General features: G+C 64.9%; 29 protein-coding genes. 12 read left to right on the top strand and 17 right to left on the bottom strand.

What is annotated here, in order from left to right:
- The first annotated feature begins 227 nt into the window (after positions 1 to 227).
- Positions 228 to 2,495 (top strand): outer membrane protein assembly factor BamA, encoded by a 2,268-nt coding sequence (bamA, locus tag ACQR1I_RS08545; RefSeq protein WP_434870396.1) that lies wholly within the window; start codon positions 228 to 230, stop codon positions 2,493 to 2,495.
- A 62-nt stretch (positions 2,496 to 2,557) separates the two neighbouring features.
- Here bamA and ACQR1I_RS08540 read toward each other — a convergent pair whose 3' ends face one another.
- Positions 2,558 to 2,992 (bottom strand): hypothetical protein, encoded by a 435-nt coding sequence (locus tag ACQR1I_RS08540; RefSeq protein ID WP_434870397.1) that lies wholly within the window; start codon positions 2,990 to 2,992, stop codon positions 2,558 to 2,560.
- A gap of 253 nt (positions 2,993 to 3,245) precedes the next feature.
- Between ACQR1I_RS08540 and ACQR1I_RS08535 the strand changes: the two genes are divergently transcribed.
- Positions 3,246 to 3,599, top strand: coding sequence for a hypothetical protein (locus tag ACQR1I_RS08535; RefSeq protein WP_434870398.1), 354 nt, complete (start codon positions 3,246 to 3,248; stop codon positions 3,597 to 3,599).
- Positions 3,600 to 3,660: 61 nt separating this feature from the next.
- On the opposite strand, the gene ACQR1I_RS08530 is transcribed toward ACQR1I_RS08535, so the two are convergent.
- Positions 3,661 to 4,266, bottom strand: coding sequence for a DUF6456 domain-containing protein (locus tag ACQR1I_RS08530; RefSeq protein ID WP_434870399.1), 606 nt, complete (start codon positions 4,264 to 4,266; stop codon positions 3,661 to 3,663).
- A gap of 54 nt (positions 4,267 to 4,320) precedes the next feature.
- A complete protein-coding gene (locus ACQR1I_RS08525) occupies positions 4,321 to 4,869 on the bottom strand; it encodes a GcrA family cell cycle regulator (protein WP_434870400.1) in 549 nt (182 codons plus the stop codon).
- Between the two features lie 164 nt (positions 4,870 to 5,033).
- On the opposite strand from ACQR1I_RS08525, the gene ACQR1I_RS08520 reads away from it, so the two are divergent.
- Both ACQR1I_RS08520 and ACQR1I_RS08515 read left to right on the top strand, forming a co-directional pair.
- Complete coding sequence (locus tag ACQR1I_RS08520; RefSeq protein ID WP_434870401.1) at positions 5,034 to 5,654, top strand: LexA family transcriptional regulator; 621 nt, start codon at positions 5,034 to 5,036, stop codon at positions 5,652 to 5,654.
- A gap of 118 nt (positions 5,655 to 5,772) precedes the next feature.
- Entirely contained in the window at positions 5,773 to 6,048 is a 276-nt protein-coding gene (locus ACQR1I_RS08515; RefSeq protein ID WP_434870402.1) for a hypothetical protein, read from the top strand.
- 65 nt (positions 6,049 to 6,113) lie between these two features.
- On the opposite strand, the gene ACQR1I_RS08510 is transcribed toward ACQR1I_RS08515, so the two are convergent.
- Positions 6,114 to 7,088 (bottom strand): quinone oxidoreductase family protein, encoded by a 975-nt coding sequence (locus tag ACQR1I_RS08510; protein ID WP_434870403.1) that lies wholly within the window; start codon positions 7,086 to 7,088, stop codon positions 6,114 to 6,116.
- A 212-nt stretch (positions 7,089 to 7,300) separates the two neighbouring features.
- Here ACQR1I_RS08510 and ACQR1I_RS08505 point away from each other — a divergent pair, with 212 nt between their 5' ends.
- Positions 7,301 to 7,561, top strand: coding sequence for a hypothetical protein (locus ACQR1I_RS08505; RefSeq protein ID WP_434870404.1), 261 nt, complete (start codon positions 7,301 to 7,303; stop codon positions 7,559 to 7,561).
- A 480-nt stretch (positions 7,562 to 8,041) separates the two neighbouring features.
- The gene (locus ACQR1I_RS08500) at positions 8,042 to 8,263 is read left to right on the top strand and encodes a hypothetical protein (protein WP_434870405.1); all 222 of its coding nucleotides are present in this window, start codon (positions 8,042 to 8,044) and stop codon (positions 8,261 to 8,263) included.
- A 40-nt stretch (positions 8,264 to 8,303) separates the two neighbouring features.
- Here the strand turns inward: ACQR1I_RS08500 and ACQR1I_RS08495 are convergent, their stop codons facing one another.
- From ACQR1I_RS08495 to phnG, 9 genes are read right to left on the bottom strand one after another with little or no spacing between them, the layout of a single operon-like run.
- Positions 8,304 to 8,915, bottom strand: coding sequence for a pyridoxamine 5'-phosphate oxidase family protein (locus ACQR1I_RS08495; protein ID WP_434870406.1), 612 nt, complete (start codon positions 8,913 to 8,915; stop codon positions 8,304 to 8,306).
- Positions 8,893 to 9,549, bottom strand: coding sequence for a phosphonate metabolism protein/1,5-bisphosphokinase (PRPP-forming) PhnN (phnN, locus tag ACQR1I_RS08490; RefSeq protein WP_434870407.1), 657 nt, complete (start codon positions 9,547 to 9,549; stop codon positions 8,893 to 8,895). The genes ACQR1I_RS08495 and phnN overlap by 23 nt, the downstream gene beginning before the upstream one ends.
- Entirely contained in the window at positions 9,546 to 10,703 is a 1,158-nt protein-coding gene (locus ACQR1I_RS08485; protein WP_434870408.1) for an alpha-D-ribose 1-methylphosphonate 5-triphosphate diphosphatase, read from the bottom strand. The genes phnN and ACQR1I_RS08485 overlap by 4 nt, the downstream gene beginning before the upstream one ends.
- A 15-nt stretch (positions 10,704 to 10,718) precedes the next feature.
- On the bottom strand, positions 10,719 to 11,417 hold the full coding sequence (gene phnL / locus ACQR1I_RS08480; RefSeq protein WP_434870409.1) for a phosphonate C-P lyase system protein PhnL: 699 nt from the start codon (positions 11,415 to 11,417) through the stop codon (positions 10,719 to 10,721).
- A gap of 10 nt (positions 11,418 to 11,427) precedes the next feature.
- Positions 11,428 to 12,222 (bottom strand): phosphonate C-P lyase system protein PhnK, encoded by a 795-nt coding sequence (phnK, locus tag ACQR1I_RS08475; protein ID WP_434870410.1) that lies wholly within the window; start codon positions 12,220 to 12,222, stop codon positions 11,428 to 11,430.
- Complete coding sequence (locus tag ACQR1I_RS08470; RefSeq protein ID WP_434870411.1) at positions 12,215 to 13,099, bottom strand: alpha-D-ribose 1-methylphosphonate 5-phosphate C-P-lyase PhnJ; 885 nt, start codon at positions 13,097 to 13,099, stop codon at positions 12,215 to 12,217. Before ACQR1I_RS08470 ends, phnK begins: the two co-directional genes overlap by 8 nt.
- Complete coding sequence (locus tag ACQR1I_RS08465) at positions 13,096 to 14,199, bottom strand: carbon-phosphorus lyase complex subunit PhnI (protein WP_434870412.1); 1,104 nt, start codon at positions 14,197 to 14,199, stop codon at positions 13,096 to 13,098. The genes ACQR1I_RS08470 and ACQR1I_RS08465 overlap by 4 nt, the downstream gene beginning before the upstream one ends.
- Positions 14,200 to 14,202: 3 nt before the next feature.
- A complete protein-coding gene (gene phnH, locus ACQR1I_RS08460; RefSeq protein WP_434870413.1) occupies positions 14,203 to 14,814 on the bottom strand; it encodes a phosphonate C-P lyase system protein PhnH in 612 nt (203 codons plus the stop codon).
- Complete coding sequence (phnG, locus tag ACQR1I_RS08455; RefSeq protein WP_434870414.1) at positions 14,814 to 15,269, bottom strand: phosphonate C-P lyase system protein PhnG; 456 nt, start codon at positions 15,267 to 15,269, stop codon at positions 14,814 to 14,816. Before phnG ends, phnH begins: the two co-directional genes overlap by 1 nt.
- 118 nt (positions 15,270 to 15,387) lie before the next feature.
- Here phnG and phnF point away from each other — a divergent pair, with 118 nt between their 5' ends.
- Positions 15,388 to 16,113, top strand: coding sequence for a phosphonate metabolism transcriptional regulator PhnF (gene phnF, locus ACQR1I_RS08450; RefSeq protein WP_434870415.1), 726 nt, complete (start codon positions 15,388 to 15,390; stop codon positions 16,111 to 16,113).
- Here the strand turns inward: phnF and phnE (ACQR1I_RS08445) are convergent.
- The 4 genes from phnE (ACQR1I_RS08445) to phnC form a co-directional block, all read right to left on the bottom strand.
- Positions 16,110 to 16,958 carry a phosphonate ABC transporter, permease protein PhnE gene (phnE, locus tag ACQR1I_RS08445; protein WP_434870416.1) on the bottom strand — a complete coding sequence of 283 codons (849 nt, stop codon included), beginning with the start codon at positions 16,956 to 16,958 and terminating at the stop codon, positions 16,110 to 16,112. The two genes, phnF and phnE (ACQR1I_RS08445), sit on opposite strands and share 4 nt — an antisense overlap.
- A complete protein-coding gene (gene phnE, locus ACQR1I_RS08440) occupies positions 16,955 to 17,839 on the bottom strand; it encodes a phosphonate ABC transporter, permease protein PhnE (RefSeq protein WP_434870417.1) in 885 nt (294 codons plus the stop codon). The genes phnE (ACQR1I_RS08445) and phnE (ACQR1I_RS08440) overlap by 4 nt, the downstream gene beginning before the upstream one ends.
- Before the next feature lie 96 nt (positions 17,840 to 17,935).
- Positions 17,936 to 18,868 (bottom strand): phosphonate ABC transporter substrate-binding protein, encoded by a 933-nt coding sequence (phnD, locus tag ACQR1I_RS08435; RefSeq protein WP_434870418.1) that lies wholly within the window; start codon positions 18,866 to 18,868, stop codon positions 17,936 to 17,938.
- Between the two features lie 75 nt (positions 18,869 to 18,943).
- Positions 18,944 to 19,753: a phosphonate ABC transporter ATP-binding protein gene (gene phnC / locus ACQR1I_RS08430; RefSeq protein ID WP_434870419.1), complete on the bottom strand. Its 810-nt coding sequence runs from the start codon at positions 19,751 to 19,753 to the stop codon at positions 18,944 to 18,946.
- Between the two features lie 182 nt (positions 19,754 to 19,935).
- Between phnC and ACQR1I_RS08425 the strand changes: the two genes are divergently transcribed.
- From ACQR1I_RS08425 to ACQR1I_RS08405, 5 genes are all read left to right on the top strand, one after another.
- Positions 19,936 to 20,595 carry a chloramphenicol acetyltransferase gene (locus tag ACQR1I_RS08425; protein WP_434870420.1) on the top strand — a complete coding sequence of 220 codons (660 nt, stop codon included), beginning with the start codon at positions 19,936 to 19,938 and terminating at the stop codon, positions 20,593 to 20,595.
- Positions 20,592 to 21,779: an alpha-D-ribose 1-methylphosphonate 5-triphosphate diphosphatase gene (locus ACQR1I_RS08420; protein ID WP_434870421.1), complete on the top strand. Its 1,188-nt coding sequence runs from the start codon at positions 20,592 to 20,594 to the stop codon at positions 21,777 to 21,779. Before ACQR1I_RS08425 ends, ACQR1I_RS08420 begins: the two co-directional genes overlap by 4 nt.
- A gap of 5 nt (positions 21,780 to 21,784) precedes the next feature.
- The gene (locus ACQR1I_RS08415) at positions 21,785 to 22,486 is read left to right on the top strand and encodes a DUF1045 domain-containing protein (protein WP_434870422.1); all 702 of its coding nucleotides are present in this window, start codon (positions 21,785 to 21,787) and stop codon (positions 22,484 to 22,486) included.
- Between the two features lie 743 nt (positions 22,487 to 23,229).
- Positions 23,230 to 23,985 carry a sel1 repeat family protein gene (locus tag ACQR1I_RS08410; RefSeq protein ID WP_434870423.1) on the top strand — a complete coding sequence of 252 codons (756 nt, stop codon included), beginning with the start codon at positions 23,230 to 23,232 and terminating at the stop codon, positions 23,983 to 23,985.
- A 122-nt stretch (positions 23,986 to 24,107) separates the two neighbouring features.
- Entirely contained in the window at positions 24,108 to 26,453 is a 2,346-nt protein-coding gene (locus tag ACQR1I_RS08405) for an ABC transporter substrate-binding protein (protein WP_434870424.1), read from the top strand.
- Positions 26,454 to 26,463: the final 10 nt, after the last annotated feature.

The following is a 26,463-nucleotide window of genomic DNA, read 5'->3' as shown; positions in this document are numbered from 1 at the left end:
AAGGCATCCAGCCTTTGGATCGCGTCTGCGTCGAAACTGCGACGAACATGCATTCCAGCGGCTGCCGTCATCGCAAATGTGATCGCGGGCCAACAACGCACCACGGCCAAGACATGATTTGGCCGCGCACCCGAACTTGCATCGCGGCGATGACGAGCATGCAGGGACATCCCGTGATGAGCGCCCGGAGCACAGGCGGACGCGGCTCCGTCAGAGTCCGGCGCACCATGTCGCTTGTTGCGGCACTGGCCGTGATGTCGATCTCAGCTACCAGCGCGGCAGATTCGATTGTCGTGCAGGGGAACAAGCGGATCGATTCCGATACGGTGCGCGCCTACTTCCACGCTGACGCACGCGGCCTCTACGATGCGGCCGCCATCGACGCAGCGCTGAAGGGGCTGGTCGCGACCGGATTGTTCGACGACGTTCACGTCGATCGCGGCAACGGACGGGTCGTCGTGCGGGTCTCCGAAGCAAAGGTGCTCGACCGGGTTGCCTTCGAAGGTAACAAGAAGGTGAAGGACGCCGATCTCACCAGCGCCGTTCTGTCGAAGCCGCGCGCCGGCTTGCAGCGCGCAACGGTCCAGGGCGACGTCACACGCATCATCGAGGCGTATCATCGCGTCGGTCGCGACGACGTCCGGGTGGTGCCCGAAATCATCGACCGCGGCAATGATCGCGTCGACCTCGTGTTCACGATCACCGAGGGCAAGAAGACCCCGGTCAGGACGATCAGCTTCGTCGGCAATCATGCCTATGGCGCACGGCAATTGCGCGCCGTGATCAAGACGTCGGCAACGCACGCGCTGAGCTTCTTCACCGGAGGCGACGTCTACGATCCCGACCGGATCAACGCCGATCGCGAGCAGATCCGGCAGTACTACCGCGATCGCGGCTATGCCGACGCGGAAGTGACCAGCGTGAATGTCGACTACGACCGGGCCAACAGCGGGTTCGACGTCACCTTCGCGATCGATGAAGGCCCGCTCTATCGCTTCGGCAAGATCGAGCTGTCATGCAACGTGCCGGATCTGGCCTGCGAGCGCTTGCGCCCTCTCCTGCTGACGCAGGAGAGCGACACGTTCGACGACGGCAAGCTGACGAAGACCACCGAAGGGCTGACGGCCGAGCTCGGCAAGATCGGCTTTCCGTTCGCGCAGGTCGAGCCTGTCATCCTGCGCAATGCGCCGGCACGTCTCGCCGACATCCGCTTCCAGATCGACCAGGGCCGGCGGAGCTACGTGGAGCGCATCGATATCCACGGCAACACGCATACACACGACGACGTGGTGCGCCGCGAATTCGACTTCGCCGAGGGCGACGCCTACAACAAGTCGCTCGTCGACCGCGCCGAACGACGCCTGCGCAATCTCAACTACTTCAAGACCGTCAAGATCTCGCAACGGCAGGGCTCGACGCGGGATCGCGTGGTGCTGGATGTGGAAGTGGTCGACCAGCCGACGGGCGACTTCAATGTGTCCGGCGGCTATTCCAGCACCGACGGCCTGCTGGCGGAAGTCAAGATCGGCGATCGCAACGTGCTCGGCACCGGCAACACGGCGCAGGCGACGTTCACCTATGGTCAGTTCGCCCGCGGCGCCACCCTCGCGTTCACCTCGCCCTTCGCGCTTGGCCGCACCACACCGGGATTCGAGCTGTTCGGACGCCAGAGCACTGCGACCGCGTTCCAGTCGTTCGGCAGCAATACATATGGCGGCGCAGTCACGCTCGGCATGCCCGTGAGCGAGCAGACCGCCATGCTGTGGCGCTATTCGCTGTTCGACCAGAACGTGGTTCTGTCTCCCGGGGTCAACCCGGCCGCGGTGTCCCTGCCCGTCCGGCAGGCCGTAACCGCGGGACGGCAATTGGTGTCCCAGCTCGGCACCACCGTCACCACCAGCACGCTCGACAACAACAAGCTTCCGACCAACGGCATTCGCTCCCAGCTCAGCCAGGATATCGCAGGACTCGGCGGCGACGTCCGGTTTCTACGCACAACCGGAGATGTCCGCTATTACCGGTCGATCAACAGCGACGTGACGGGAATGGTTCGCGCCCAGGGCGGCTACATCACGGGCTGGGGCGGCCGGCAGGCGCCGCTGTTGAACAGCTTCTTCGGCGGTCCGACCATGGTGCGCGGCTTCGCCCCCGGCGGCTTTGGCCCGCGTGATGTAACGCCGGGATCGACCATGGACAATGTCGGCGGAAGCTACTATTGGGCCACGACCGCGGAGCTGCAGAGCAACATTCCCGGACTGCCCCAGGAATACGGGTTGCGCGCATCGGCCTTCGTCGACGCCGGCACCGTGTTCGGCTACCGGGGTCCGACCCAGAACGTCCAGATCGCCAATAGAAACGTCCTGCGATCCTCGGTCGGCGTCGGGATGACCTGGGCCTCGCCATTCGGGCCGCTGACGGTCGACTATGCCGTGCCGCTGAGCAAAGCGGCGTATGACATCGTCCAGCCGCTGCGCTTCAGCGCCGGCGGCTTCTGACGCCAACCCTCCGCAAGCTTAAGGTGAGGCGGCAGCGCCCAGCGCTGCCGCCCGCCCTTGTCTCAATACGGATGATAGTAGTGGACCCGCGGCCCATAATAGGGGTGGCCGTAGTACGGGTGGCCGTAATATGGACGCGGCGCGTAGTACACCGGCGGCGGTCCATAATATCCCGGTTGGGCGTAGTAGCCGGGACCGGCATAGTAATAGTCGTCATCGTGCTGATGCGCGGCGATCGCACCGATGGTTCCGATCATCGCGCCCATGATCGCGAGACCGGCTGCAGGATTGCCGCGGTAGTGACGACGATAGCGCCGACGGGCGCTGAGATCAGTCGCATCACCGGACGTACCGTTCGTGAGCACCTGTTTGCCGGCTGGTCCAGACGACCGGGCGAGCACCGTCGTCGGCTCGCTCGCCGTCATGATCAGCATCGCCATGGCCGTGAGTGCGATCTTCCGGCCGGTCGAACCCAACAAATAATGTTCGCAGGACATGTGATCCCCCGTCTCTTCGCTCGTTTCCAAATACAACACGACGCGAGATGCAGCTTGATCTGCGTCAACCGGCAATTCAACCCGGTTGCGCGCAGCAAACTTCCATCCGCCCCCGAACGTGCTTAGACGCACGTCCACGCTGTCGGGTTCAATCCAGATCTCAGCGATTTTTCGCGAACCAACTGCCCGTCATTGGAAACCAATGCCTTGCACGTTCATGACCATGACGGCCACCCGGCCAAGAGGATATTTGATGAGTGCCAAGCTCACGCGATTGTTCGGAGCCATTGCCATGCTGACTGCTGCCGCCTCCTCCGGCATGGCCGACGATACCAAGACGTCGCTGTTCAAGGTCGTCACCGTCAAGGACGAGATCGTGATCGGCCTGAGCGCTGACGAGCTGAAGACGATCGGCGGCACCGACGCGGGCGCCATCGCGCATGCGCTGGCGCAAAAGGGCGATCTGACGGCGTGGCAGTACAACGTCCATCGCGGACCGAACGGCGAGCTGCAGATGGCGCCTTCGGCCAAGATTGCCCTGCTCGCCCATGCCTCGCTGCGGGTCGAGCCCTATAGCACCACCTATGCCGTGACGCCGCATCCTTGATCCCAAGAGAAGTGCGGGCGCCCGCGAAAAGCGATCGGTTCGCGAACGCCCCTCCCGCTGGCTAAGACCGGGGATCGATCCGGCGGGTCGGACGCGTCGCCTCGCGATACGTCCCAGCGGGTCGTCCGTTCGAAAAGCCGTAGACCACGGCCAGCCGATCCAGGCATTCCTTGAAGCGGCGCGCGAAATAATCATTCCAACGCTGGCTGGCCAGACCTCGCTTGTGCCCGACCAGTTCCATCGTGAGACCATGCACCAGGATGTCGTGCACGATCGCCGCCCCATCCGCGCCGAGCTCGCGCTCGGCCCGGTTCAGCCTGACCATGGCCTGACGCTGGCCTTCGGTGACGAGCTCCCGGCCCTGGGCGCCATCCACGTGATCACGCGAGGGATCGATCGCCTGTGGACCTCGCTCGGCCCGCTCCCAGTCGGATTGGAAGGCGCGGCCGGCGCGATATTGCGCATCATCCAGCTGCTTGTGCGCGTGCAGCCGTCCAAGCGGGTCGTTGCGCACGGATCGAAGCGCGACGATCTTCTCGCCCGGTTCGAGCGCGAGGGGATCGTCGATTTCGACGGCGACCACATCGGCATGCGGCGGCAGATCATGAGCCCTGCGGTCATGGCTCTTCGAGATGCGAATCGACTTGCTGCGTTTGGGTCGCGCCATTTTTGTCCTCCGGCATGCGGGTTGAAATCGGGTCTGGTCGGCGGTGCCTGCCGGCTACGCCGCGGCGACGAGCCGCAAGGTCAATGGCCGCATCGGGCGATCGGCGATGACATCCGGATTGCGGGTCAGTTGGAAATGCGGGCTGCAATAGCTCGAGCCGGGCCGACGCGGATGGCCGCAAAAAGTGATGGGATCGTCGTCGCGGTCTCCGCCGTAGGGATAGCGGCAGTCGCCGGGCTCGAGCTGATCCAGCGACAGCAGCCGGGGACTGATGCCGACACAGCGAAGCCGCACCGGGGCCGGCAGCTCGGGAGCCGAAACCGGAATCCGCCTGCCGTCGGGCTCCTTTTGGTCTCTGACCCGGCGCCGGCGGCCGGATCCCATGAAGGCAGGTGCCGGCCGGAGATCGGGTCCGCGCGCCGCTTTCAGGCCGCCCGGCGCCGCCAGCCCCAACCGCTTGCCGCGGCCGAGCGTCGCATTCCGGGTGTAGGCGGTGCCGAATTCGGTATTCAGGGCCCGCGCGATCTCCGCATAGGACAATCCCTTGGCATGAAGCTCTCGCAACATCAGTGAATGTCGCTCTGGCCAATCGGTGGACTGCATTCTCGCCTCTTCGTCTGCATCGGGGAGCGCCGGGGCGGCCGCGCCTTGGCGCCCCGCTTCCCGACCGGCTCAATTTCCGATATTCCGAACGAAAAGTCAAGCTTGAGTTCTGATTATCGGAAAGATATAGTGCCTCACCAGATTCGCAACGGAGAAATGAAGTCATGTTGGACGTCGCCATGATCGAGCGTGCCCTGGAGAAGCCGGGGAAGACCAAAGGCGGCCTCGCCCGCGCCATGGGGGTGCGCCCGGGGGCCGTCTCCGAGATTCTCGGAGGGCAACGGCTGATCAAGGCCGCCGAAATTCCCCTGATCACGGATTACCTGGAGCTGAATTCGGTTCCGATCATGGGGCGGGTCGGCGCGGGCTCCGTTATCGAGCCGGAATACGAGCAGGTGCCGCTCGAGGGCCTGGGAGAGGTCGCCCTGCCCTTCCCGATCTCGGAAGAGACCATCGCCTTCGAGGTCTCCGGCGATTCGATGCTGCCGAAATATGAGAACGGCGACGTGATCGTGGTCTACCGGGAGCAGCGGCACCCGCTGTCGAGCTTCTACGGCGAGGAAGCGGTGGTGCGGCTCAAGTCGGGCGAGCGCTATCTGAAGACGATCGAGCGCGGCAAGTCGTCGTCCCTGGTCAACCTCAAGAGCTTCAACGCCAAGCCGATCGTGGGGGTCAAGCTGGACTGGATCGGGGAAATCTTCGTCACCCTGCCGCGCGGCCAGATCCAGCGGATGCGGAGCAAGTCGGCGGCCCGCGCCCGGGCGGCGCGAGCGGCCAGCAAATAAAGCAGGACGGAGGGCGACCTCCGCGCCTGCCCGCGCGTCGGTGAACACGGCCGTTGACATTTTTCCGTTTTTCAGAAATAATGCCGCGGTAGTGACGACTCACCCGAATTGGCGGTGCATGCAGTACTTCGTCGTGATGATCGACTACGGCCGCCGGGGACGGGAGGCCGTGGTCGACCCCGAAATGACCCGGCGCGACGTGATTGCACGCGTGGCGTCGGGGGAGTTTTCGAACATCAGCTTCATCCATGAGATCCTCGACCATTCGGTCGAGGACATCACCGCGGACATCATTTCGGAAGCGGCGGTTCCGGAGCTGGTCGGCATCGACACCGACCTGCAGGCCGCGCGGTTCGATCACGAACGCGATCTGCGCAAGCACGAGCAGGTCTAGCCGGGTTCGGCCGAGAACCGGCAGACGGCTGCGCAGCCGGTCCGCTGGTCCAGCGTCAAACCAGATCAGACCAGAAAAACGGTCGAGCCGGTGGTCTTGCGGGCGGCCAAGTCGGCGTGGGCCTTGGCGGCGTCCTTGAGCGGATAGGTCTGGTTGACCTCGATCTTCACGGCGCCCGACTTGACGACGTCGAACAGCTCGTTCGCCATCGCAACAAGGCTCTCGCGCTTGGCCGCATAGGTGAACAGGGTCGGCCGGGTCACGAAGAGCGAACCCTTCTGCGCCAGCAGCCCGAGATTCAGCGGATCGACCGTGCCCGAGGACTGACCGAACAGCACCGCGTAGCCGAGCGGCGCCAGGCAGTCGAGCGACTTCAGGAACGTATCCTTGCCGACGGAATCGTAGACCACGGGCACCTTCTTGCCCCCGGTGATCTCGCCGACGCGCGCGACGAAATCCTCGCGCGAATAGATGATGGTGTGATCACAGCCGTGGGCCTTGGCCTGCTGCGCCTTGTCATCGCTGGAGACGGTGCCGATGACGGTGGCTCCCAGATGCTTGGCCCATTGGCTGAGGATCAGACCGACGCCGCCGGCCGCCGCATGCAGCAGGATGGTGTCGCCGGCTTTCACCCGATAGGTCTGCCGGATCAGGTATTGGACGGTCAGGCCCTTGAGCATCATCGCCGCCGCCGTCTTGTCGTCGATCTCGTCGGGAAGCTTGATCAGCTGGGCCGCCGGGATCAGGCGCGCTTCGGAATAGGCGCCGAGCGGCGATGAACCGTAGGCGACGCGGTCGCCGACCTTGAGATCCGAGACCCCTTCCCCCAACTCCTCGATCACGCCGGCACCCTCGCTGCCCAATCCGCTCGGCAGCTGGACGGGATAGAGGCCGGAACGATTGTAGATGTCGACGAAATTGAGACCGACGGCGGTGTGCCGGATACGGGCTTCGCCGGGGCCAGGCTTGCCGACGCTGACCTCCTCCCAGACCAGCACCTCGGGACCGCCGGTTTTGTGGAATCGAACGGCGTTTGTCATGGTCTTTGTCCTCCCTGTTGGACCAGTGCCGTCCCGTTCGGCCGCCTCATGGCTTGGCCTGAACGGTGCGACATCCGCGCGCGACGGCGACCTCATGTCCGTAGCCGCTCCCGCCGCCGTTTGGCAATCCGCTTTGCGGCCGCCCACGGCGCGGTCCGGCCGGAACCGCCGATACGGTCACGCGTTCTCAGGCGAAAGCGGAGGACATGGACATGCCGCCCAAAAAGCGCCGCGCGCTGATCGACCCGGCGATCCTGATCGAGCTTGCCTGCCATGCGTTCATGGGCACGGCGCTCGGTCTCGGCTTCGCCTTCGCACTGACCCATATGGACACGTTCGGGATCTCGCGGCTCATCGCGCACAGCGTCGAACCGAACATGACTCTGACGATCATCGTGGCCGCCTTGACGCTGTCCTTTGCGGTCGGCGCGACGCTGACCGGAGCGGTCTTCACGATGATGGAAGAGCGGTAGGATGCTCGGCACATCGGCGCACTGGCTTGGTCGTATCGCGAGATCCAAGCGACCGCGCCCATCCACCGAGCGAACGGACAGCTCGTAAAACTTCGCGCGCACCCACCAGGTCGAGACTGTCGCCACGACCTATCGTTCGCAAGACGGAGAGTTCGCAGCCTGCCAGCATCACCGCGCGCTTGAGCGACAGACACCACACGCGAAGTCGACTGCGCCGTTTGACACACTGATGTGACAGCGGCGTTACTGCTACGGCCCGGCGATCTGCCTTAATTTTCTCTTAACGAGACGTCACGGCTCACCGCTAACAACAGAGTTGGCTGCATTGCAGCAGGGCGCGCGCGAGATCATTCAAATTTGAATTAATTCACCGGCCGAACGGGCGTAATCCAGCGCCGTATCACTACGGATGCATGAAGGTCGCATCTTCGTCACGCGAACTTTCTAAGACGATGCCGAACGTCAAACATTCGAGGCAGCATGAACGCGGAATTCGAACACGAGCTCACGCCGGATCAATGGGAAACGCTGAAGGCGCTTCGCATTCCCGCACGCGAGCGCCGCCGGCTGAATGGCATGATCGTCAATCAACTCGCTGCGCTGGAACTGGCGAGCATCAGCGATGGAACTGCAGAGATCACCCAGATGGGGCGCAAGGTTCTGATCAGAGGATCCTCGCGCCTGCTCGATGTCGCTGCCTGACGACGAGCAACGACGTGCTCCTGGCCATGGCACGGCCCGCTCACCACATCGTCTTGCGCGCACGCTCCGGCCATTCGCGGTCGTACTGCGCACCATCGATGCCGTCGGCAGTCATTGCAGCCAGGATCTGACCCGGCGTCGGCAACTTGCGCGGATCGATCCGCTTCTCGGGATTCCAGAGATCGGCGCGGACAATTGCGCGCGCACACTGGAAATAGATCTCCTCCACCGTCATGACCAGGACCGAGCGCGGCAGCTTGCCTTCCATGCGGAAGGATTCCAGCAGGTCGGGAGCGGCCGAGAGATGGCCTCGTCCGTTGACACGCAGCGTGTTGCCAGATCCAGGAATCAGGAACAGCAGGGCGATCCGCGGATCGCGCACGATGTTGCGCAGCGAGTCGATGCGATTGTTACCGCGCCGATCGGGCATCATCAACGTCTTGTCGTCGTGAATGCGAATGAACCCCGGCAGATCGCCGCGGGGCGAACAATCGAGACCTTCCGGGCCTGATGTCGCAAGCGCCACGAAGGGCGACGTCTCGATCATGATTCGGTAGTGGGGCGTCACCCGATCCGCGACTTTCGCCGTCGATGTCAGCCCCGTCTCGCCATAAATCGCCTCGAGCTGCTCAATCGTGGTGATGATCGACATCGCCGCCTGCTCCTGTGGATCTGATCGGCATCGCATCGGTCCGCCCTCTGATCACGTCGACCAGCCGGCGACCGTGTGCCGCGGGATCGCCGACATTGACGATCGTCACGTCCGCTGCAGTCGCTTCGTCCGACACGGAGCGGTGCAGACGCTCGCCGATGTCGCCATCGCTCGAGCGATGCCGCTTGCCGAGCCGCTCGGCAAGGACCTCCGCCGGAGCAGTGATGGAAACGACGACCACATGCGCGTAGTCGCGCCGCGCCGCCGGGATAGCCGTCCGCGACACGTTCACGACCACGGTGCGTCCGACGAGAATGTCGTCATTGATCGTCCGCGGCACGCCATAGTCGTGCCCGTGGGCCTCCCAATGCAGAGCGAACTGGCCCGCCTCCAGGGCCTCGCGAAAAGCTGATGCCGTCATCTCGAGATTGTCTTCGAACGCCGAGGCCTCGCGGGTGACGATCCGCCGTGGAAAGACGATGCGATCGTCATCTTTGCATTCACGACGCGCCACGTTGAGCAGCGTATCCTTGCCGGCGCCACTGGGCCCGACCACGAGCACAAGACGGCCGGGACCGAGCCGACCGGAGCCAATTGGTTCGGAGCCAAGTGATGAAGCCGGGATGTCGGTCATGCGACCCGCGATCCTTCCCGCCAGACGCTGCGCACGACGGCGACGTCGCCGGCCACGTGAACCCGAATGAGGTCCGCGCGCTTGCCGGCAGCGATTTCGCCACGGTCGCGCAGCCCCACCGCTTCAGCCGGAGCCTTGGTCACGGTCCGCACCGCGGCCGCGAGATCGATCGCCGGCGCGCGCTGTGGCAGCTGCAGCGCGCCCATCAGCAGGCTCGACGGGACGTAGTCCGACGAGAGAATGTCGAGCAGGCCCTCGCGCGCGAGGTCTACAGCCGCGATATTTCCGGAATGCGAGCCGCCGCGGACCACGTTGGGCGCGCCCATCAGGATGCTGATGCCCGCCTCGTGCAGGCCCCGCGCCGCTTCCATGGTGGTCGGAAACTCCGCCACGGCGATGCCGTCCTTGATCGCGTCGGCGACATTCTCGTCGGTGGTGTCGTCATGGCTGGCGAGCGGCACGTCGTGCGTTTTGGCCAGAGCAACGATCTCGCGCATGTTGGCCGCCGCATAGGTCTGCTGATAGGCAAAGCGGCGCGCGAACATCACGTCGAGCTCGGCATCGGTCTTGCCGCCGCTCTTGCCGCGGTAGTAGTCGCGAAGCTTGCCTTCGTCGCGGAATTGGCGCTGGCCCGGCGTGTGATCCATCAGCGACATCAGACGGACATCCGGGCGGCCCGCCAACTGCTTCGCTTCCTCGACCACCGTCGGCATCGGCACTTCGCAGCGCAGATGCAGGAAGTGATCGGCGCGCAGCAGACGCGCGTCGCGCGCCCGCCCGATTGCGTCCGCGAGCACATTGGCCTGACCGTCGACGCCTTCGGCGCCCTCTTCGCTCCAGACCCGCAGCGAGTCCAAAACGGTGGTGATGCCGGCGGTGGCGAGCTGGCCGTCGTAGGAGATCACGGCGGCGACCGGGTCCCAATAGACCTTCGGCCGCGGCACGAAGTGCGCCTCAAGGTGATCCGTATGCAGTTCGACGAGGCCAGGCATCAGCAGATCGCCCTCCGCGTCCAGACTGCCGGCCGGCGCCGCGCCGTCACCGATTTCGGCGACCCGCCCTCCGACGATCGCCACCCAGCCCCGCTCGATCACCCGGTCCGCGAGGACCAGCCGGGCGTTGCCTATCACGGTTTCAGACATGTTCGCGTCCATCTGCTGTTCTGCCCTCTAAGCCGCGGCTGCGAATGTCGTCACGTCGACGATGCGGTCAGCGATCGCGATCCTGATATCATCATCATGCACGATCGCCAGCATCGCCACACCGGCTCGCTTCTTCGCCGCGATCAGATCGACCACGACAGCCCGGTTCGCAGCGTCGAGCGACGCCGTCGGCTCGTCCAGCAGCAGAATCGGGAGCTCCGAGATGAAGCCACGGGCGATGTTGACGCGCTGCTGCTCGCCGCCGGAAAACGTCGACGGCGGCAGCGACCACAGCCGCTCCGGAATGTTGAGCCGGGCGAGCAGAGCGCCAGCGCGCGCGCGCGCCTCGTCCCGCGATACGCCGGCCGCGAGCAGCGGCTCGGCGACGACGTCGAGCGCCGGCACACGCGGCACGGCCCGCAGGAACTGGCTGACATAGCCGAACGTCTGCCGCCGCGCGTCGAGCACCAGCCGCGGCTCGGCTCCCGCGATGTTGGTGATCTCACCCTCATGACGGACGCCGACGCGGCCGCCATCGCAGCGGTAGTTGCCGAAGATCATCTTCAGGATCGATGACTTGCCCGCGCCCGAGGGTCCGGCCAGCACGACGCATTCCCCGGCCCTGACCTGGAACGACACGCCGCGCACCACGGGCAACAAGATGCCGCCCTGCAGGTGCATGGTGAAGGTCTTCTCGGCATTTTCGATATCGATCATCACGGTCATCGCATGTGGCTCATGGCGGCAGGATCGAGGATACGAGGAGCTGGGTGTAGGGCTCGCGTGGATCGTCGAGCACCTGGTCGGTGAGGCCGGTCTCGATCACCCGCCCCTCCTTCATGACCATCACACGGTGAGACAACAGCCGCGCCACAGCCAGATCATGCGTGACCACGATCGCGGCAAGGCCGAGCTCGTTGACGAGGCTGCGCATCAGGTCGAGCAGCCGGGCCTGCACCGAGACGTCGAGCCCGCCGGTCGGCTCATCCATGAACACCAGCCGCGGCTCGGTCACGAGATTGCGCGCGATCTGCAGCCGCTGCCGCATGCCGCCGGAATAGGTCCGCGGCGCATCGTCGATGCGACTGACATCGATCTCGACTCGTGTGAGCCAGGATGACGCCGTCTGTCTGATCCGCCCGTAATTGTTCCAGCCAACGGCCATCAGGCGTTCGCCAACATTGGCGCCGGCGGAGACCGCCATGCGCAGGCCCTGCGCCGGGTCCTGATGCACGTAGCCCCAGTCGGTTCGGAACAGGAAGCGCCGCTCGGCCTCGCCAAGCTGCGCGAGGTCGCGCAGCACCCCGTCACGCATCCGATAGGACACGCGGCCGCCGCTCGGCGCGAGTTGCGCTGACAGCATCTGCAGCAGCGTCGACTTGCCCGAACCGGATTCGCCGACGATGGCGAGCACCTCGCCCGGATAGAGCACGAACGAGACGTCGCGACAGGCCGACAGCCGGCCATAGCTCTTCGACAGGCCTTCGGCGACCAGCAGTGGCTGATCGGTGGCACGGGTCACCTCAACCATGGGCGGCTTCCTTGTGCGGGGCTGCGTTCTCAACGCCGCGATGTCCGGCCGCCTGCCGACCTTCGCAATAATCGGTGTCGGAGCAGACGAACATGCGGCTGCCCTTGTCGTCAGTCACGATCTCGTCGAGATAGGAGTCCTCCGCGCCACACAGCGCACAAGGCGCATCGAACTTGTAGCGCGTGAACGGATGGTCCTCGAAATCGAGCGAGACGACCGACGTGTACGGCGGAATCGCATAAATGCGCTTCTCGCGCCCGGCGCCGAATAACTGCAACGCCGGGCAATTGTCCATCTTCGGATTGTCGAATTTCGGCGTCGGCGACGGATCCATCACATAGCGCGCATTGACCTTCACCGGATAGGCGTAGGACGTGGCGATATGACCGAAGCGGGCGATGTCCTCGTACAGCTTGACGTGCATCAGCCCATATTCGGCCAGCGCATGCATGCGGCGCGTCTCGGTCTCGCGCGGCTCGAGAAACCGCAGCGGCTCGGGGATCGGCACCTGATAGACCAGCACCTGCCCCTCGCGTAGCGGCGCCTCGGGGATCCGATGGCGGGTCTGGATCACGCTCGCCTGTTCGGTCGACGTCGTCGTGGCGACGCCGGCGGTCTTGGCGAAGAACTTGCGGATCGAGATCGCGTTCGTGGTGTCGTCGGAGCCCTGGTCGATCACCTTGAGCACATCGTCCGGACCGAGAATGGCTGCGGTGACCTGCACGCCTCCGGTGCCCCAGCCATAGGGCATCGGCATTTCGCGGCTGGCGAACGGCACCTGATAGCCGGGAATCGCGATCGCCTTGAGGATCGCGCGACGGATCATCCGCTTGGTCTGCTCGTCGAGATAGGCGAAGTTGTAGGTCGGCGCGTTCATTCCGCAGCCTCCTTCAGCGCGGGAGCGGCGTTGGCGTCGGCAAACTCCTGGCGCAGCTTGCGCAGCAGGCCGAGCTCGGACTGGAAGTCGACGTAATGCGGCAGCTTCAGATGCTCGACGAACCCGGTCGCCTGCACGTTGTCGGAGTGCGACATCACGAACTCCTCGTCCTGCGCCGGCGCGATCAAATCCTCGCCGAGCTCGCGTGCGCGCAAGGCGCGGTCGACCAGCGCCATCGACATCGTCTTGCGCTCGCTCTGGCCGAAGGCCAGACCATAGCCCCGTGTGAAACATGGCGGCTCGGTCGCCGAGCCCTTGAACTGATTGACCATCTGGCACTCGGTCAGCTCGACCGAGCCAAGCGGCACCGCAAAGCCGATCTCCTCGGCGAAGAACTCGACCTCGACCTCGCCGAAGCGGATCTCGCCGGCGAACGGATGGTTGCGGCCATAGCCGCGCTGGGTCGAGTATCCCAGCGCCAGCAGGAAGCCTTCGTCGCCGCGCGCGAGATTTTGCAGCCGCAGATCGCGCCCTGCAGGAAAGCTCAGGGGATCGCGCGTGAGATCGCCGACCGGCGCGTCGGCGTCCGCCGCAGGCGACGGCTCGATCAGCCCGTCCTGCCCGAGGATGTCGGTGACACGAGGCATCGGGACGTCGGACGTCGCCGCGAGACTCGGCGCTTCCGGATCACCTCCTGCAGCCAAGCCGGGATCGAGCAGCCGGTGCGTGTAGTCGAACGTCGGCCCCAGTACCTGGCCGCCTGGAATGTCCTTGAAGGTCGAGGAGACCCGCCGCTGCACCCGCATCGCACCGGTATCGACCGGCTCGGTGGCGCCGAACCGCGGCAAGGTCGCGCGGAAGGCGCGCACCAGGAAGATCGCCTCGATGAGATCGCCCCTCGCCTGCTTGATCGCCAGCGCCGCCAGCTCGCGGTCATACAGCGAGCCCTCGCTCATGACGCGATCGACCGCGAGCCCGAGCTGCTCGGAGATCTGCAGCAGCGACAGCTCAGGCACGTCGCGCGCGCCGCGGCGTTCATGCGCCAGCAGCCGATGCGCGTTCTCGATCGCGCGCTCACCACCTTTGACGGCCACATACATGCGTCAGGCTCCTGCACATGCGAGTCGGGTGGTGCGCGGAATTGCGACCAGTGAACGGTCGTCGACCAGGATCACGTCGATGCCGCGCGGAAACAGCTGCTCGTTGATCGACAGCCGGTCGAACAGGTCGGCAGGCTCGAGTATCACTGTGAGCGATGTCGTGCGACTGATCCCTGGACCACGCAGATGAAAGGTCCGGCCTCGGGACAGACTCGGCACCTGCAGAATCAAGGTCGTCGACCGGTCCGGATATTCGGGCGTGCCCAACGCAAACGAGGAGAGATCCGGCAGCATGGCCGACTCCGCGATCAACGCGAAGCTGGCCGCATCCTGCCGGTCCACGATCGCCGCACCGGTGTGAAACCGCAGCCAGGCACCGACATCAGGCGCGCTGGCGAAAGCCGGATCGAGCCAGAGCGGCGTGTCCTGATCCAGCAAGGTCAGCGCGACCGCCGCGACGCCGGCCATCATTGATGACGGACGACCGACTTCGTCGGCGACCGGCATCACCTGCCCCGGCCGCGCCATCGCCTCCATCACGGTGCGGAAGGTCGATTGCGCCGACAGCACCTTGTCGGCAAACCCCGGCTGCAGATCGACGTTCGCCGCTGCCATCACCCTTCTCCCCGCACCATCGTGTAGAAATCGACGCGTGTCGCCGCAGCTTCCGCGGCGGTTCGTTGCCAGCCCGCCTGCACCTGCTCCCGCAGGGGAGCGACAACGCCGGTCTCGATCGCCTCGGCATGATCGGGCGTCTGCAGCAGCGCGTCGCACAGCGCGATCAAACGCGCCTTGTCGCCGTCGCGTCCGAGCACGTAGCCGAACCCGACCTCGCCGCTCGCGAGCCGGACAGCGGCACGAGAGACGGTCGCCTCGCCGACATTGAACGGCGCACCGTCGCCGCCGACCCGGCCGCGCAGCATGACCAGACCATTTTCCGGCGTTCGCAGATCCTGATGCGGCGGGACAGTGAGTTCGTTCATCAGCGTCACGATTTCGGCTGCCGGCACATGCGCCAGCACCCGCATCGCCTCCCGCCGCCTCTCGCGCATCGCGATCTCGCCGCTCATCACCATCCTCGATCTTGCCCGGCTCAAGTTGTCTATGATAATAGACAACTTGATAAGAGAGCGCCATGACTGTTTGATGACATGGCCGTGATTTTCAGATCCGCGCGAGGAGCTGCGATTGAGCATGCAGAACGCCGATTCGGGCGTCGCCCTGTGGCGACGGGTCGCCGACGGGATCGAGCGCGACATTGCCGATGGCCGCTTCGCCGCCGGAACGCGCCTGCCCGGCGAGACCGAAATCGCGGAGACTTACCGGGTCAACCGCCACACCGTGCGGCGCGCGCTGGCGACACTGGCCGAGCGCGGGCTGGTGCGCGCCGAGCGCGGCAGCGGCACTTACGTGGAAGCCCCCCGCCTGTCCTATCCACTACGATCGCGTACCCGCTTCTCGGAGATCGTGGGCGCCGGCGGCCGCGAGCCGCGCGGGCAGCTGATCGCAGCCTCCGAGGAGCCCGCAACGCGCGAGCTCGCGCGCCTCCTGGGATTGAAGACCGGCACGCCCCTCACACGCATCGATGCGCTGCGCTTTGCCGACAAGACGCCGATCTGCGTCAGCACGTCCTGGCTGGCGGCCGAGCGGTTTCCGGACGCGGGACGGGTTTTCGCCGCGACCCGCTCGATGACGGCCCTGCTGGCGCACTATGGAATCCGCGATTATCGCCGCGGCGCAACCCGCATCACTGCGGCGATCGCCGATGCAAGCGACGCCGCGCGGCTCGATCTCGCGCTCGGACGCCCGGTCCTGGTGGTCGACAGCACCGATGTCGATGCCGACGGCACGCCGCTGGTCAGCAAGCGCTCGCGCTTCGCCGCCGAGCGCGTCACCTTCGAGGTGGAAGGCTAGGCCACCGCGCGGCGGCCGATGATGGCGAAGCGCAGCCTATTCGAGATCCAATCGATCGCGGCCACCGCCACCAGGATCATCAGGATCAGGAACGACACCTTCTGCCATTCCAGCACCCGAATCTGCTCGGCAAGCTGCAGCCCGATTCCTCCTGCACCGACGATGCCGATGATGGTCGCCGAGCGCGTATTGGATTCGACGAAGTAGAGCACCTGGCCGGCGATCACAGGAAGCACCTGCGGCAGCAGGCCGAAGCGGATCTCATGCAGAGCGCTGCCGCCGGCGGCGCGCACGCCTTCGACCTGCTTGCGGTCGGCGCCCTCCAACGCCTCCGAGAACAACTTGCCGAGCGCGCCGAAATCGGAGACCGCAATCGCAAGCACGCCGGCGAACGGCCCGAGTCCGACGACATTGATCCAGACCAGCGCCCAGATCAGCGTGTCAACGCCGCGGATGGTGTCGAACAGCCGGCGCACGGGAAACCGGAAGATCGCTGACGGAATCACGTTGCGTGCCGCGAGCAGGCTCACCGGGAACGCCGCGCAGGCGGCGAGCGTGGTGCCAAGTACTGCGATCGACAGCGTCTCGCCGAGCGCCTTGAGATAGATCGGCAGCGACCCGCCCGGATCGGGCGGCAGCATCAGGCGCGCGATCCAGCCGAGCTGGCTCAGACCCGACAGAATGCGCGACGGCGAGAACTCCAGGTCCACGAGGCCGAAGACGAACACTGCAAGCGCGAGCAGCAGCACCAATGGCGTCGCCAGCCGCGCCGACATCGGCCGATTGAAGATCTGCGGATAGTGCTCACGAAGCTGCGTCTGGTCCGGCGTATCCGGAAGGCTCATGTCCGCGCCTCCGCGCCGAACAGCCGCCCGCGGAGCCAGCCGGTGCCGATGTCGATCAGGAACACCGTCACCACGATCATCACGAGGATGGCGCTGACATCGGAATAATAGAACTTGCGGACTGCGACCACGAGCTCCTGACCGATGCCGCCGGCACCGACGAAGCCCATGACGGATGCCTCGCGAACGTTGATCTCGAAGCGCAGCAGCGTGTAGCTCGAAAAGCCGGCGATGACCTGCGGCAGCACGGCAAAGCGCATGCACGAGAGCCAGCTCGCGCCGGTGGCCCTGACACCTTCGACCGGCTTCATGTCGGCGTTCTCGACCACCTCGGAAAACAGCTTGCCGAGCGCGCCGGTGGAATGGAGGGCGATCGCGAGCACACCGGCCACCGGTCCGAGGCCGAAGGCGATGACGAAGATCAGCGCAAATACGATGCCCGGAACGGTACGCGCGAATTCGAGCAGCCGGCGCACGGCGAACCGGATCCACGGCGCCGGCGAAGTGTTCTCGGCCGCAAGGAAGTTGAGACAAAACGCGAGCAGCATGCCCGCGAGCGTGCCGACATAGCTGATCAGCAGCGTCTCACCGAGCAGCTTGATCCACTTCCTGAAGCCCCAGAACCACTCGGAAAAATTGGTCCAGACGCGGTGACCGTCATCGAGCGTGAAGAGGCGGTCGAAATAGCTGACGAAGTTGCCGAAATACGTGAAGAGCGTCGCCAAGTTGACCTCGGCGCCGACGGCGGCAACGAGGAGAACGGCGAGAAACGCCGCCATCGAGACCGCAAACCGCAGGCGGCGTCGCGCGACCGCCCGGCGATAGGCGTCGTTCAGAGCCGCAAGCTGCTGGCTCGGAAGGATGGAAACGGCGACCGTCATCGGGCCTATGCTGTCCCTGCTTCAAGACGACTCGGTTTGCCGCACGACAAGAGCCGGGCCTTTACAGGCCCGGCTCACCGTCGCAGGCAGTTCGGATCAGGACGCCTTCTTGCGCAGGCTGTCGACGAACTTGATCAGGTCAATCGTGCCATCCCAGTCCTTGGTCGTGGCCGGATGGAACCCCTTCTTCTGGCCGTCGGAGAGACGGTCGAACGCCGCTTTGTCCTTGGCCGGGGCATCGAAGAACGCTTTGGCGATCGCCGCCTTCAGGTCGGCCGGCAGATCCGAATTGTAGGCATAGGGCCCGTTGATGATCGGCGCCGACTTGTGGATGATGCGGAAGTCGTCCTTCTTCATCGGCGAGCCGTCGGCGTTCTTCAGCATGCCCTTGGTGAGCATCTGCGCCAGCGTCGAGTCGTTGTCGCTGGTCCACTGGTTGGCGGCGACGTCGACGGTACCCTGGGCGAGCGCGAGGATCGCATTCTCGTGGCTGCCGGCGAAGACGACCTTGCTGAAATAGGTCTCGGCATCGGTCACGCCCATCTTGTTGAGTTCGAAACGCGGCACGTTGTTGCCCGAGGTCGAATTCGGATCGACGAGGCCCAGATTCTTGCCCTTGAGGTCTTCGACCTTCTGGTACGGGCTGGCTGCCTTGACGAAGAACACCGAATAATAGCCGGTGCTGCCATCGGCGTTGATGTCGTTGGCGAAGGCGTCGATCTTGACGCCGGTCAGGCGCGCACGAGCGAACGAGGCTGAGCCGTAGCTCGCGATGTGGATGTTGCCGGCGCGCTGACCTTCGATCACGGCCGCATAGTCGTTGGCGATGCGGAGCGTCACCTTGGTGCCGAGCTCCTTGGACAGGTAGTTGACGAACGGCGTCCAGCGCTCGGTGACGCCCGAAGCGTTCTCGGCCGGGATGACCGCGAAGGTCAGCTCCGGATATTTGGCCTTCCAATCCTCGGCCGAGGCCGAACCGGCGAAGGCAAGCGCGGCAACGCCCGCCAGGATGACGCGACGATTGATCATGGCAAATCCTCTTGTTGCTGTCGTAGGGTTGGGCCGCCACGAGATGCGACGGCTGAAATCAGCGTGACTCACGCCTCAGGCCACGGCGGCTTCGCCGAAAGCCGGAACGGTTACGGGCGGCACGGGCCGGACGCTATCCATGACGTCGTCGGCCTCGAGATCGTAGAGCTCGCGCGCGATCTGCGCGGTCAGCGCGGCGGGCAAATCGTCGAAAACGATCCGTCCAGCGGCCATGCCGATAAAGCGATCGCAATAGCTGCGCGCCAGATCGAGCGAATGCAGGTTGCAGACCACGGTGATTCCGAAATGCTTGTTGATTCGCAGCAGCGCATCCATCACGATCCGGGTGTTGCGGGGATCGAGCGAGGCGATCGGCTCGTCGGCGAGGATGATCTCGGGATTCTGCACCAGCGCCCGCGCGATCGCGACGCGCTGCTGCTGTCCGCCCGAGAGTTGATCGGCGCGCTGCGCAGCAAGCGACGCCATGTCGAACTGCTCGAGCGCAGACAGCGCGAGCGCAACATCCTCGGCAGGCCACAGCTGCGCGAGCGAGCGCCAAGACGGAATCTCGGCAAGCCGGCCCATCAGGACGTTGGTGAGCACGTCGAGCCGGCCAACCAGGTTGAACTGCTGGAAGATCATCGCCGAGCGGGCGCGCCACTTGCGCAGCTCACGGCCGCGCAGCGCCGTCACATCGAGATGCCCGAACAGAACTTGTCCGGAGCTGACCGGGCTGAGCCGGTTGATGGCGCGCAACAGGGTCGATTTTCCGGCACCGGAGCGTCCGATCACACCGACGAAGCTGCCGGGCACCACCGAAAAGGACGCATTGTCGACCGCGGCTTTCGTGCCGAAACGGCACGTCAGACCATTGACCACCAGCATGGAATTCTCCAGACGCCTCTCTTTGCCCCATCGCTAGCGGCTGGACTCAACAGTTATATGACAGTCTGCTTACGCCGGCTCCCTCATCCACACCGACGGCGGCGCTGTCACTCTCGTGTCACGCAACTGTCATGACGAGCACCTTAGACCTTGTTGTCGATTTCCAAGGAACAGATCCAGACATGGCCGGCAAATCGCTTTCCACTGAGCCCACCGTCGATGCCAGCGCAAAACTCCACGAAACGCGCCTCGGCGCCTATTGCGAGGTCGGTGCTCGCACCATTCTCCACGAGGTGACGATGGGCGACTACTCCTATGTCGTCAACGACGCCCAGATCACCTACACGACGATCGGCAAGTTCTGTTCGATTGCAGCGATGACCCGCATCAATCCCGGCAACCATCCGATGCATCGCGCGACCCAAGCCCACTTCACCTATCGCGCCAGCGCCTATTTCGAAGGTGAGGCCGACGACACCGAGTTCTTCGCTTGGCGCAGGCAGCATCATGTCGATATCGGTCATGACGTCTGGATCGGCCATGGCGCGATCGTGCTGCCGGGGCGCAACATCGGCACCGGCGCCGTGGTGGCGGCGGGTGCCGTCGTCACCAAGAACGTGGCCCCCTACACCATCGTCGCCGGCAATCCAGCACGCGTGATCAAGCGCCGCTTTCCGATCGACATCGAGCAGCGCCTCGTCGCGCTCTCTTGGTGGGATTGGACCCATGACGCGCTTCGCGCGGCCCTGCCGGATTTCCGCGGGCTGGCGATCGGCGCGTTCCTGGACAAATACGAAGCTCTCGACGGCGGGCGCCTCGTGCGGCAAAGTGCCGCCCAATGACCAACATTTCCATCTTCTCCGGCCGCTGCCTGATCGGCTCCGACCTTGCCGACACATCGCTGCAAATATCGAACGGCGTGATCGCCGGCCTCGATGGCGCGACACGAGGCGCAGATCTCGATCTGGACGCATCCGGCCTCACGGTGCTTCCCGGGATCGTCGACATCCACGGCGATGCGTTCGAGCGCCAGATGATGCCGCGCGCCGGCGTCGATTTCCCGATTGACGTCGCGCTCGTCGACAGCGACCGCCAGGCGATCAGCAACGGCATCACCACGGTTTTCCACGCCACGACCTGGTCGTGGGAACCCGGCCTGCGCAGCGCGGGCAATGCGCGTCAGCTGCTCGAAGCGATCGAAAGCCTGCGGCCCAGGCTTGCGGCCGATACGCGCTTCCATCTGCGCCACGAGACCTTCAATCTCGACGACGAGGACGAAATCAGCCGATTGCTCGCGGCGCGCCGCATCGACCTGTTCGCCTTCAACGATCACATGGCTTCGACCGTCGCGAGCCTCGACAAGCCGCACAAGCGGCAGCGCATGGTCGATCGCACCGGCCTGTCCGGCGAGGACTTCGATCGTCTCGTCGCGCGTATCGTGTCCCGCGCCGATGCCGTGCCGGCCTCCGTCGCGCGTCTCGCCGCCATCGCGCGCCGGTCCGGCATCCGCATGCTGTCGCACGACGACGAGAGCCCGGAGATGCGCCGCGTCTTCCGCGGACAGGGTGTCGAGATCGCGGAGTTTCCCGTCAACGAGGAGACGGCACGCGAGGCCGCCGCTGGCGGTGACGCCATCGTGTTCGGCGCGCCCAACGTCGTGCGCGGCGGCAGCCACACCGGTTGGACCAGGGCGAGCGACATGATCGCCAAGGGCCTGTGCTCGGTGCTGGCGTCCGACTACTACTATCCTGCGCCGCTGCTGGCCGCCTATCGGCTTGCCGCCGACGGCATATTGCCGTTGGCGCAGGCCTGGAGTCTGATCTCCGCCGGCCCTGCGCACGCGGCCGGCTTGTCGGACCGCGGCGCTCTCGCCGCCGGGGCTCGTGCAGACATCGTGCTGGTCGACGCCAGCATGCCGATGCGCCCGCGCGTGGTCGCGGTGATCGCGGCCGGCCGGCTGGTCTATCTCACCGAGGTCGGGCGCCTGGGCAGCGGCGCGGCGAGGCGCGCAGTGGCGGCGGAGTAGCTTCGATGGCTGACGTCCCACGCTATGCGATCTACTACACGCCGGCGACTGACACGCCGCTGGCCACGTTTGGTGCGGATCTGCTCGGCTACGATGCGTGGACCGGCAGCGAACGACCGTTTCCGAGCGAGGTCGTCGATGCGCTGCCGGATTGGGCCGAGATGACCGCGGACGCCCGCAAATACGGCTTCCATGCCACGCTGAAGGCGCCGTTTCCGCTGAACGACGCCAGCACCGAAGCAGAGCTGTGCGCCGCCTGCGCCGCCTTTGCGGCGGCTTGGAAGACCGTGCCGATCATCCGTCCCGTCGTGGACGCAATTAGCGGATTCATTGCTGTCATCCCCGGCGAGGGATCACCTGCTCTTCAACAACTCGCAGCCGCTTGCGTCGAGACGTTCGAGCCCTTCCGGGCCCGCATGAGCGCGGAAGACCGCGCTCGGCGCAAGCCGGATTTGCTGACGCCGCGCCAGCGCGACCACCTCGACCGCTGGGGCTATCCCTATGTCATGGACGATTTTCGCTTCCACATGACCCTGACCTGCCGGCTTTCCGATGAGCGGCGGCGTCCCATTCTCGCGATGCTGCAAGACCGGTTCGCGGCGCTCGGCCTCGCCTCGCTCGTCATCGACCGGATTGCGCTGTTCCGGCAGCCGAGCCGTGCGGGCCGCTTCAGCATCGTCGACAGCTGGCCGATCGCCGGAAGCTGACGTCGCTTCGGCGCAGTCGCGATTCAGTCGGTTGCCCGCTTGAGGATCGCGGCCGCGTCCATGCCCTTCTCGGCCGAAAAAAACGATCGATCTGTGAATACGGCCGGCCCTGTCCGGCCGCATTTGGCTTGGATGCCTCGCGCGATGGTTGTATCGTCCTTGGGCCCGCCACGCGGCATATGTCGCATCAAAGCGACGCGAACACGTCAGTACGGACGAAGTGATGGTATTTTAATACTGCAATTTCCGCTCCCGCGCCGCGCAGCTTTGTTAACAGTTTCGCGTATTGCGAGCATCGGGTCAGTGGGCCGGCCGGGAAATTTCCATAGAATAGCCTCACCTACTCACCCTTCCCGCCAAGAACATTGATCAGCTTAAAGGTAAGAAGAACGATTGTGACCAGGACGCGCAAAAGGGGTGGCGCGCATGTCGGAAGGAAACCGTATCGGCAGGAGCGTTGGTGCCGCTTCCCGGCTCCGCTTCAATATGCGAACCTCGGTTGGATTGCGCGCGCCTGACGCCCTGACGATCTCTTCCACGACTCGATCGTGGGAGGCAGGAGGCTAGTAATGAGTGCTCCAGTTCAGAACCAATCAGTCAAGCCGACGGCGCCTTGGGCAGCCGAGGAGCTCCGAAAATACGCGCCGCGGCGGCATCACAGCGATGGTGGTTCGGATGGCGCCGAATCGCTTGCCGAGACCGTCCCGTTGCCCTCACATCTGATCGCCCGGCCAAATGCGTTGATGGCGCATCCTGCCGTCAACGATCTGGCCGATGAACAATTTCGCCGCGGCCTGTTGAGCCCAACGCTCGATCCCGTCGTCATGCCGCTTCCGCCGGAAGACAATGACAAGTCGTTTCGCATCGGGGGCCTGATCAAGGTCGGCGCGGCGATCGGCATTGCCGCGTCCGTGGCCATGATCGTCGTCAACGTGGTGAACTTCGAGGACACCGGCTCGCCCCAGGGCAAATCTGCACTGATGCCGACCGCGGTGCTCGAGAGCCTTGCCCAGATCGACCCGGCCGAAGCCAAGATTGCCCAGGAGGACACGCCGAGCGCGACCTCGGCGATCATCGCGGCTGCCAGCCCCGACACCACCGCGCGAGCCTGGCCGCCGACGTCATCCCCATCACCGGCTCCGAATACCTCGAACGCCCTGGCCCTCGCCAACCCCGCTCCAGCACCGGCCGCGGCGCCGGTTCGCACCACCGTGCCGTTGCCGCGCGAGGAAGTCGACGCGCTGATGAAACGTGGGCGGGATCTGCTGGCCGCCGGTGACGTGGCAAGCGCACGGCTGATTCTCACCCGGCTCTCCGACGCAGGAAATGCCGACGCTTCGCTGCTGCTCGCGCGGACCTATGATCCGATCGAGTTGACGAAGCTGAGGCTGCTCGGTGCGATTCCGGACGCCGCCAAGGCGAGGGCCTGGTACCTTCGGGCCGCCGAGCAAGGCTCGCTGGAAGCAAGCCGACGCATTCAACAATCCGCCGTCCGCTAGCGGGGCGCGGCGCCACCAAGACATCGATCTGAACCAACGCGATCACGCCGCCTTCAATGAGGAACGGCGATCGCGATCAATCGTCTGCGCTCAATGAAGAGACTTCGACGGGAGGATTGACGATGCAGGGCATCAATGCGGCAGGCTGGGGCTGTACGGCAAGGACGCGAAACAGCCAGCTCCGGCCGCGAGCGGCTGGCATCGGCGGCGGCTGGACGGGCGCATGCCTCGCCCTTGGGCTCGCGCTCCTGCTTGCCACAGCGCACGCTCGCGGCGCCTCGGCCGCCGACAACGAGATCCGCATCGGCAATACGATGCCCTATAGCGGACCCGCGCTCGCCTATGGTGTCATCGGCAAGACGATCGCGGCGTACTTCAACAAGATCAACGTCGAGGGAGGCATCAACGGCCGGCGCATCACCTTCATCTCCTATGATGACGGCTACGTGCCGCAGAAGACCTTGGAGATGACACGCAAGCTCGTCGAGGAGGACAACGTCCTCTTCATGTTCGCCAGTCTGGGCACCGCCACGAGCCTCGCCGCCCGCCCTTATCTGAACGTCAATAAGATCCCGCAGCTGTTCGTCGCCTCGGGCTCCTCGCAGTGGGATCAGTCGCAAGACTTCCCCTGGACCATGGGCTTTCAGCCGAGCTACCAGACCGAAGCCCACATCTTCGCGCAGTACCTGCTTGAGACCCACACGAAGGGCAAGATCGCGATCCTTTATCAGGACGACGACTTCGGCAAGGACTACATCAAGGGCATCAAGGACGGACTTGGCGGCAAGATCCCCGTCGTGGCGGAGGCCGGCTACAAGGTCACCGACGCCAACGTCAACCAGCAGATCGCGACCCTGAAGGCCTCGGGCGCCGACATCCTGCTCGACGTCACCACTCCCAAATTCGCCGTCATGGCCATCCGCCGTGTTGCCGAGATCGGATGGCGGCCGGATCACATTCTCACCTCGGTGTCGGATTCCGTCTCCGCCGTGATGCTGGCGGCAGGCGCGCAGAATTCGGAAGGCATTCTCTCGGCCAATTATTTCACCGACGAGGAGGATACGGCGACCGCGGACGAGCCGGCGCACCGCGAATGGGCGGCCTTCATGGATCGCTATCTGCCGCAGGTATCCCGCAGCAATGGGCTTTCAGTCTACGGCTACATCGTCGCCGAAACGATGGTGGCGGTCCTGCGCAAATGCGGCGACGACCTGTCGCGTCAGAACATCATGAAGCAGGCCTCGTCACTGAAGGGGCTCCAGGTGCCGATGCTGACCTCCGGCATCACCATCAACACCAGCGTCCACGACCATGCGCCGCTCGAGCAGATGCAGATGATGCAGTTCACCGGGGGAAAGTGGCAGCGCTTCGGTCCGGTCCGCAGCGGTATCGATCCCGGCACCGTGAGCGAGTCCTTCAAGACGATCTTCCGCTACGGCACGGCGAAGAAGGACCTTGCCAGCCAGCTCAACGCCAACACGGTGACGGTGATGACCGGCTCGTTCGGCAGCACCTATGCGAACATGGGCGCGGATCTCGCATCGGTGCTCGACAAGGGCGCCGAGCTGCGCGTGCTGCCCGTGATTGGCCGCGGCTCCGTACAATCCGTCGCCGACATCCTGCTGCTGCGCGGCGTCGATGCCGGCATCATCCGCAAGGATACGCTGGCCTTCCTCGAGCGCAAGGATTTCGCCAACAACGTGCGTGAGCAGCTGGTCTATGTCGCCAAGCTGTTCAATGAGGAGATGCACGTGGTCGCGCCGAAATCGATCACCAGCCTGAACGACCTCGACGGCAAGACCATCGCGGTCGACCTTCCCGATGGCGGCACGTTCGTGACGTCGATCAACATCTTCGAGCGCCTGGGCATCCGGCCGCATCTGCTGTACATCGAGCCGCGGCTGGCACTGGACATGCTGCGACGAGGCGACATCGACGCGATCATCGCGGTCGAGGGCAAGCCGCTGCAATGGCTCAGCCAGGTCAACGATCCGAATCTGCATCTGGTGCCGGTCGAATACGACAAGACCTTGCATGACGAGTATCTTCCGGCGCAGTTGTCCGCCGACGACTATCCGAACCTCGTGAACAGGTCGGCGCCTGTGAATACGATCGCGGCCGAAGCCCTGCTCGCCTCGTACAACTGGCAGCCCGGCAGCGACCGCCATCGCCGGCTGTCGCTGCTGGTCGAGGCTCTGTTCAGCGATCTGCAGGCGCTGCAGCGGCCGCCGTTTCATCCCAAATGGCAGGAGGTGGCGCCGCTGGCGCCCATCGCGGGCTGGACCCGGTTCAAGACCGCGCAGGACTGGCTCGACCGCAACATGCCGGCTGCGCAGGTGCTCGGAGCGAACGCCCAGGTCAACGATTCCAGGCCGAGTGGCACGCCGTCCGACCCCAAGCTGTTCCGGGAATTCCTGGAGTGGCGGGCGGCTCGCCAGAAGCACCCGGCCGCCCGCCCGGCGCCATAGATGCTGCCGG

This window comes from Bradyrhizobium sp. HKCCYLS2038 (assembly GCF_051167655.1).
Classification (GTDB): domain Bacteria; phylum Pseudomonadota; class Alphaproteobacteria; order Rhizobiales; family Xanthobacteraceae; genus Bradyrhizobium.
The sequence above is the reverse complement of the archived record's forward strand: the minus strand, read 5'-3'. Positions and strand labels throughout refer to the sequence as shown.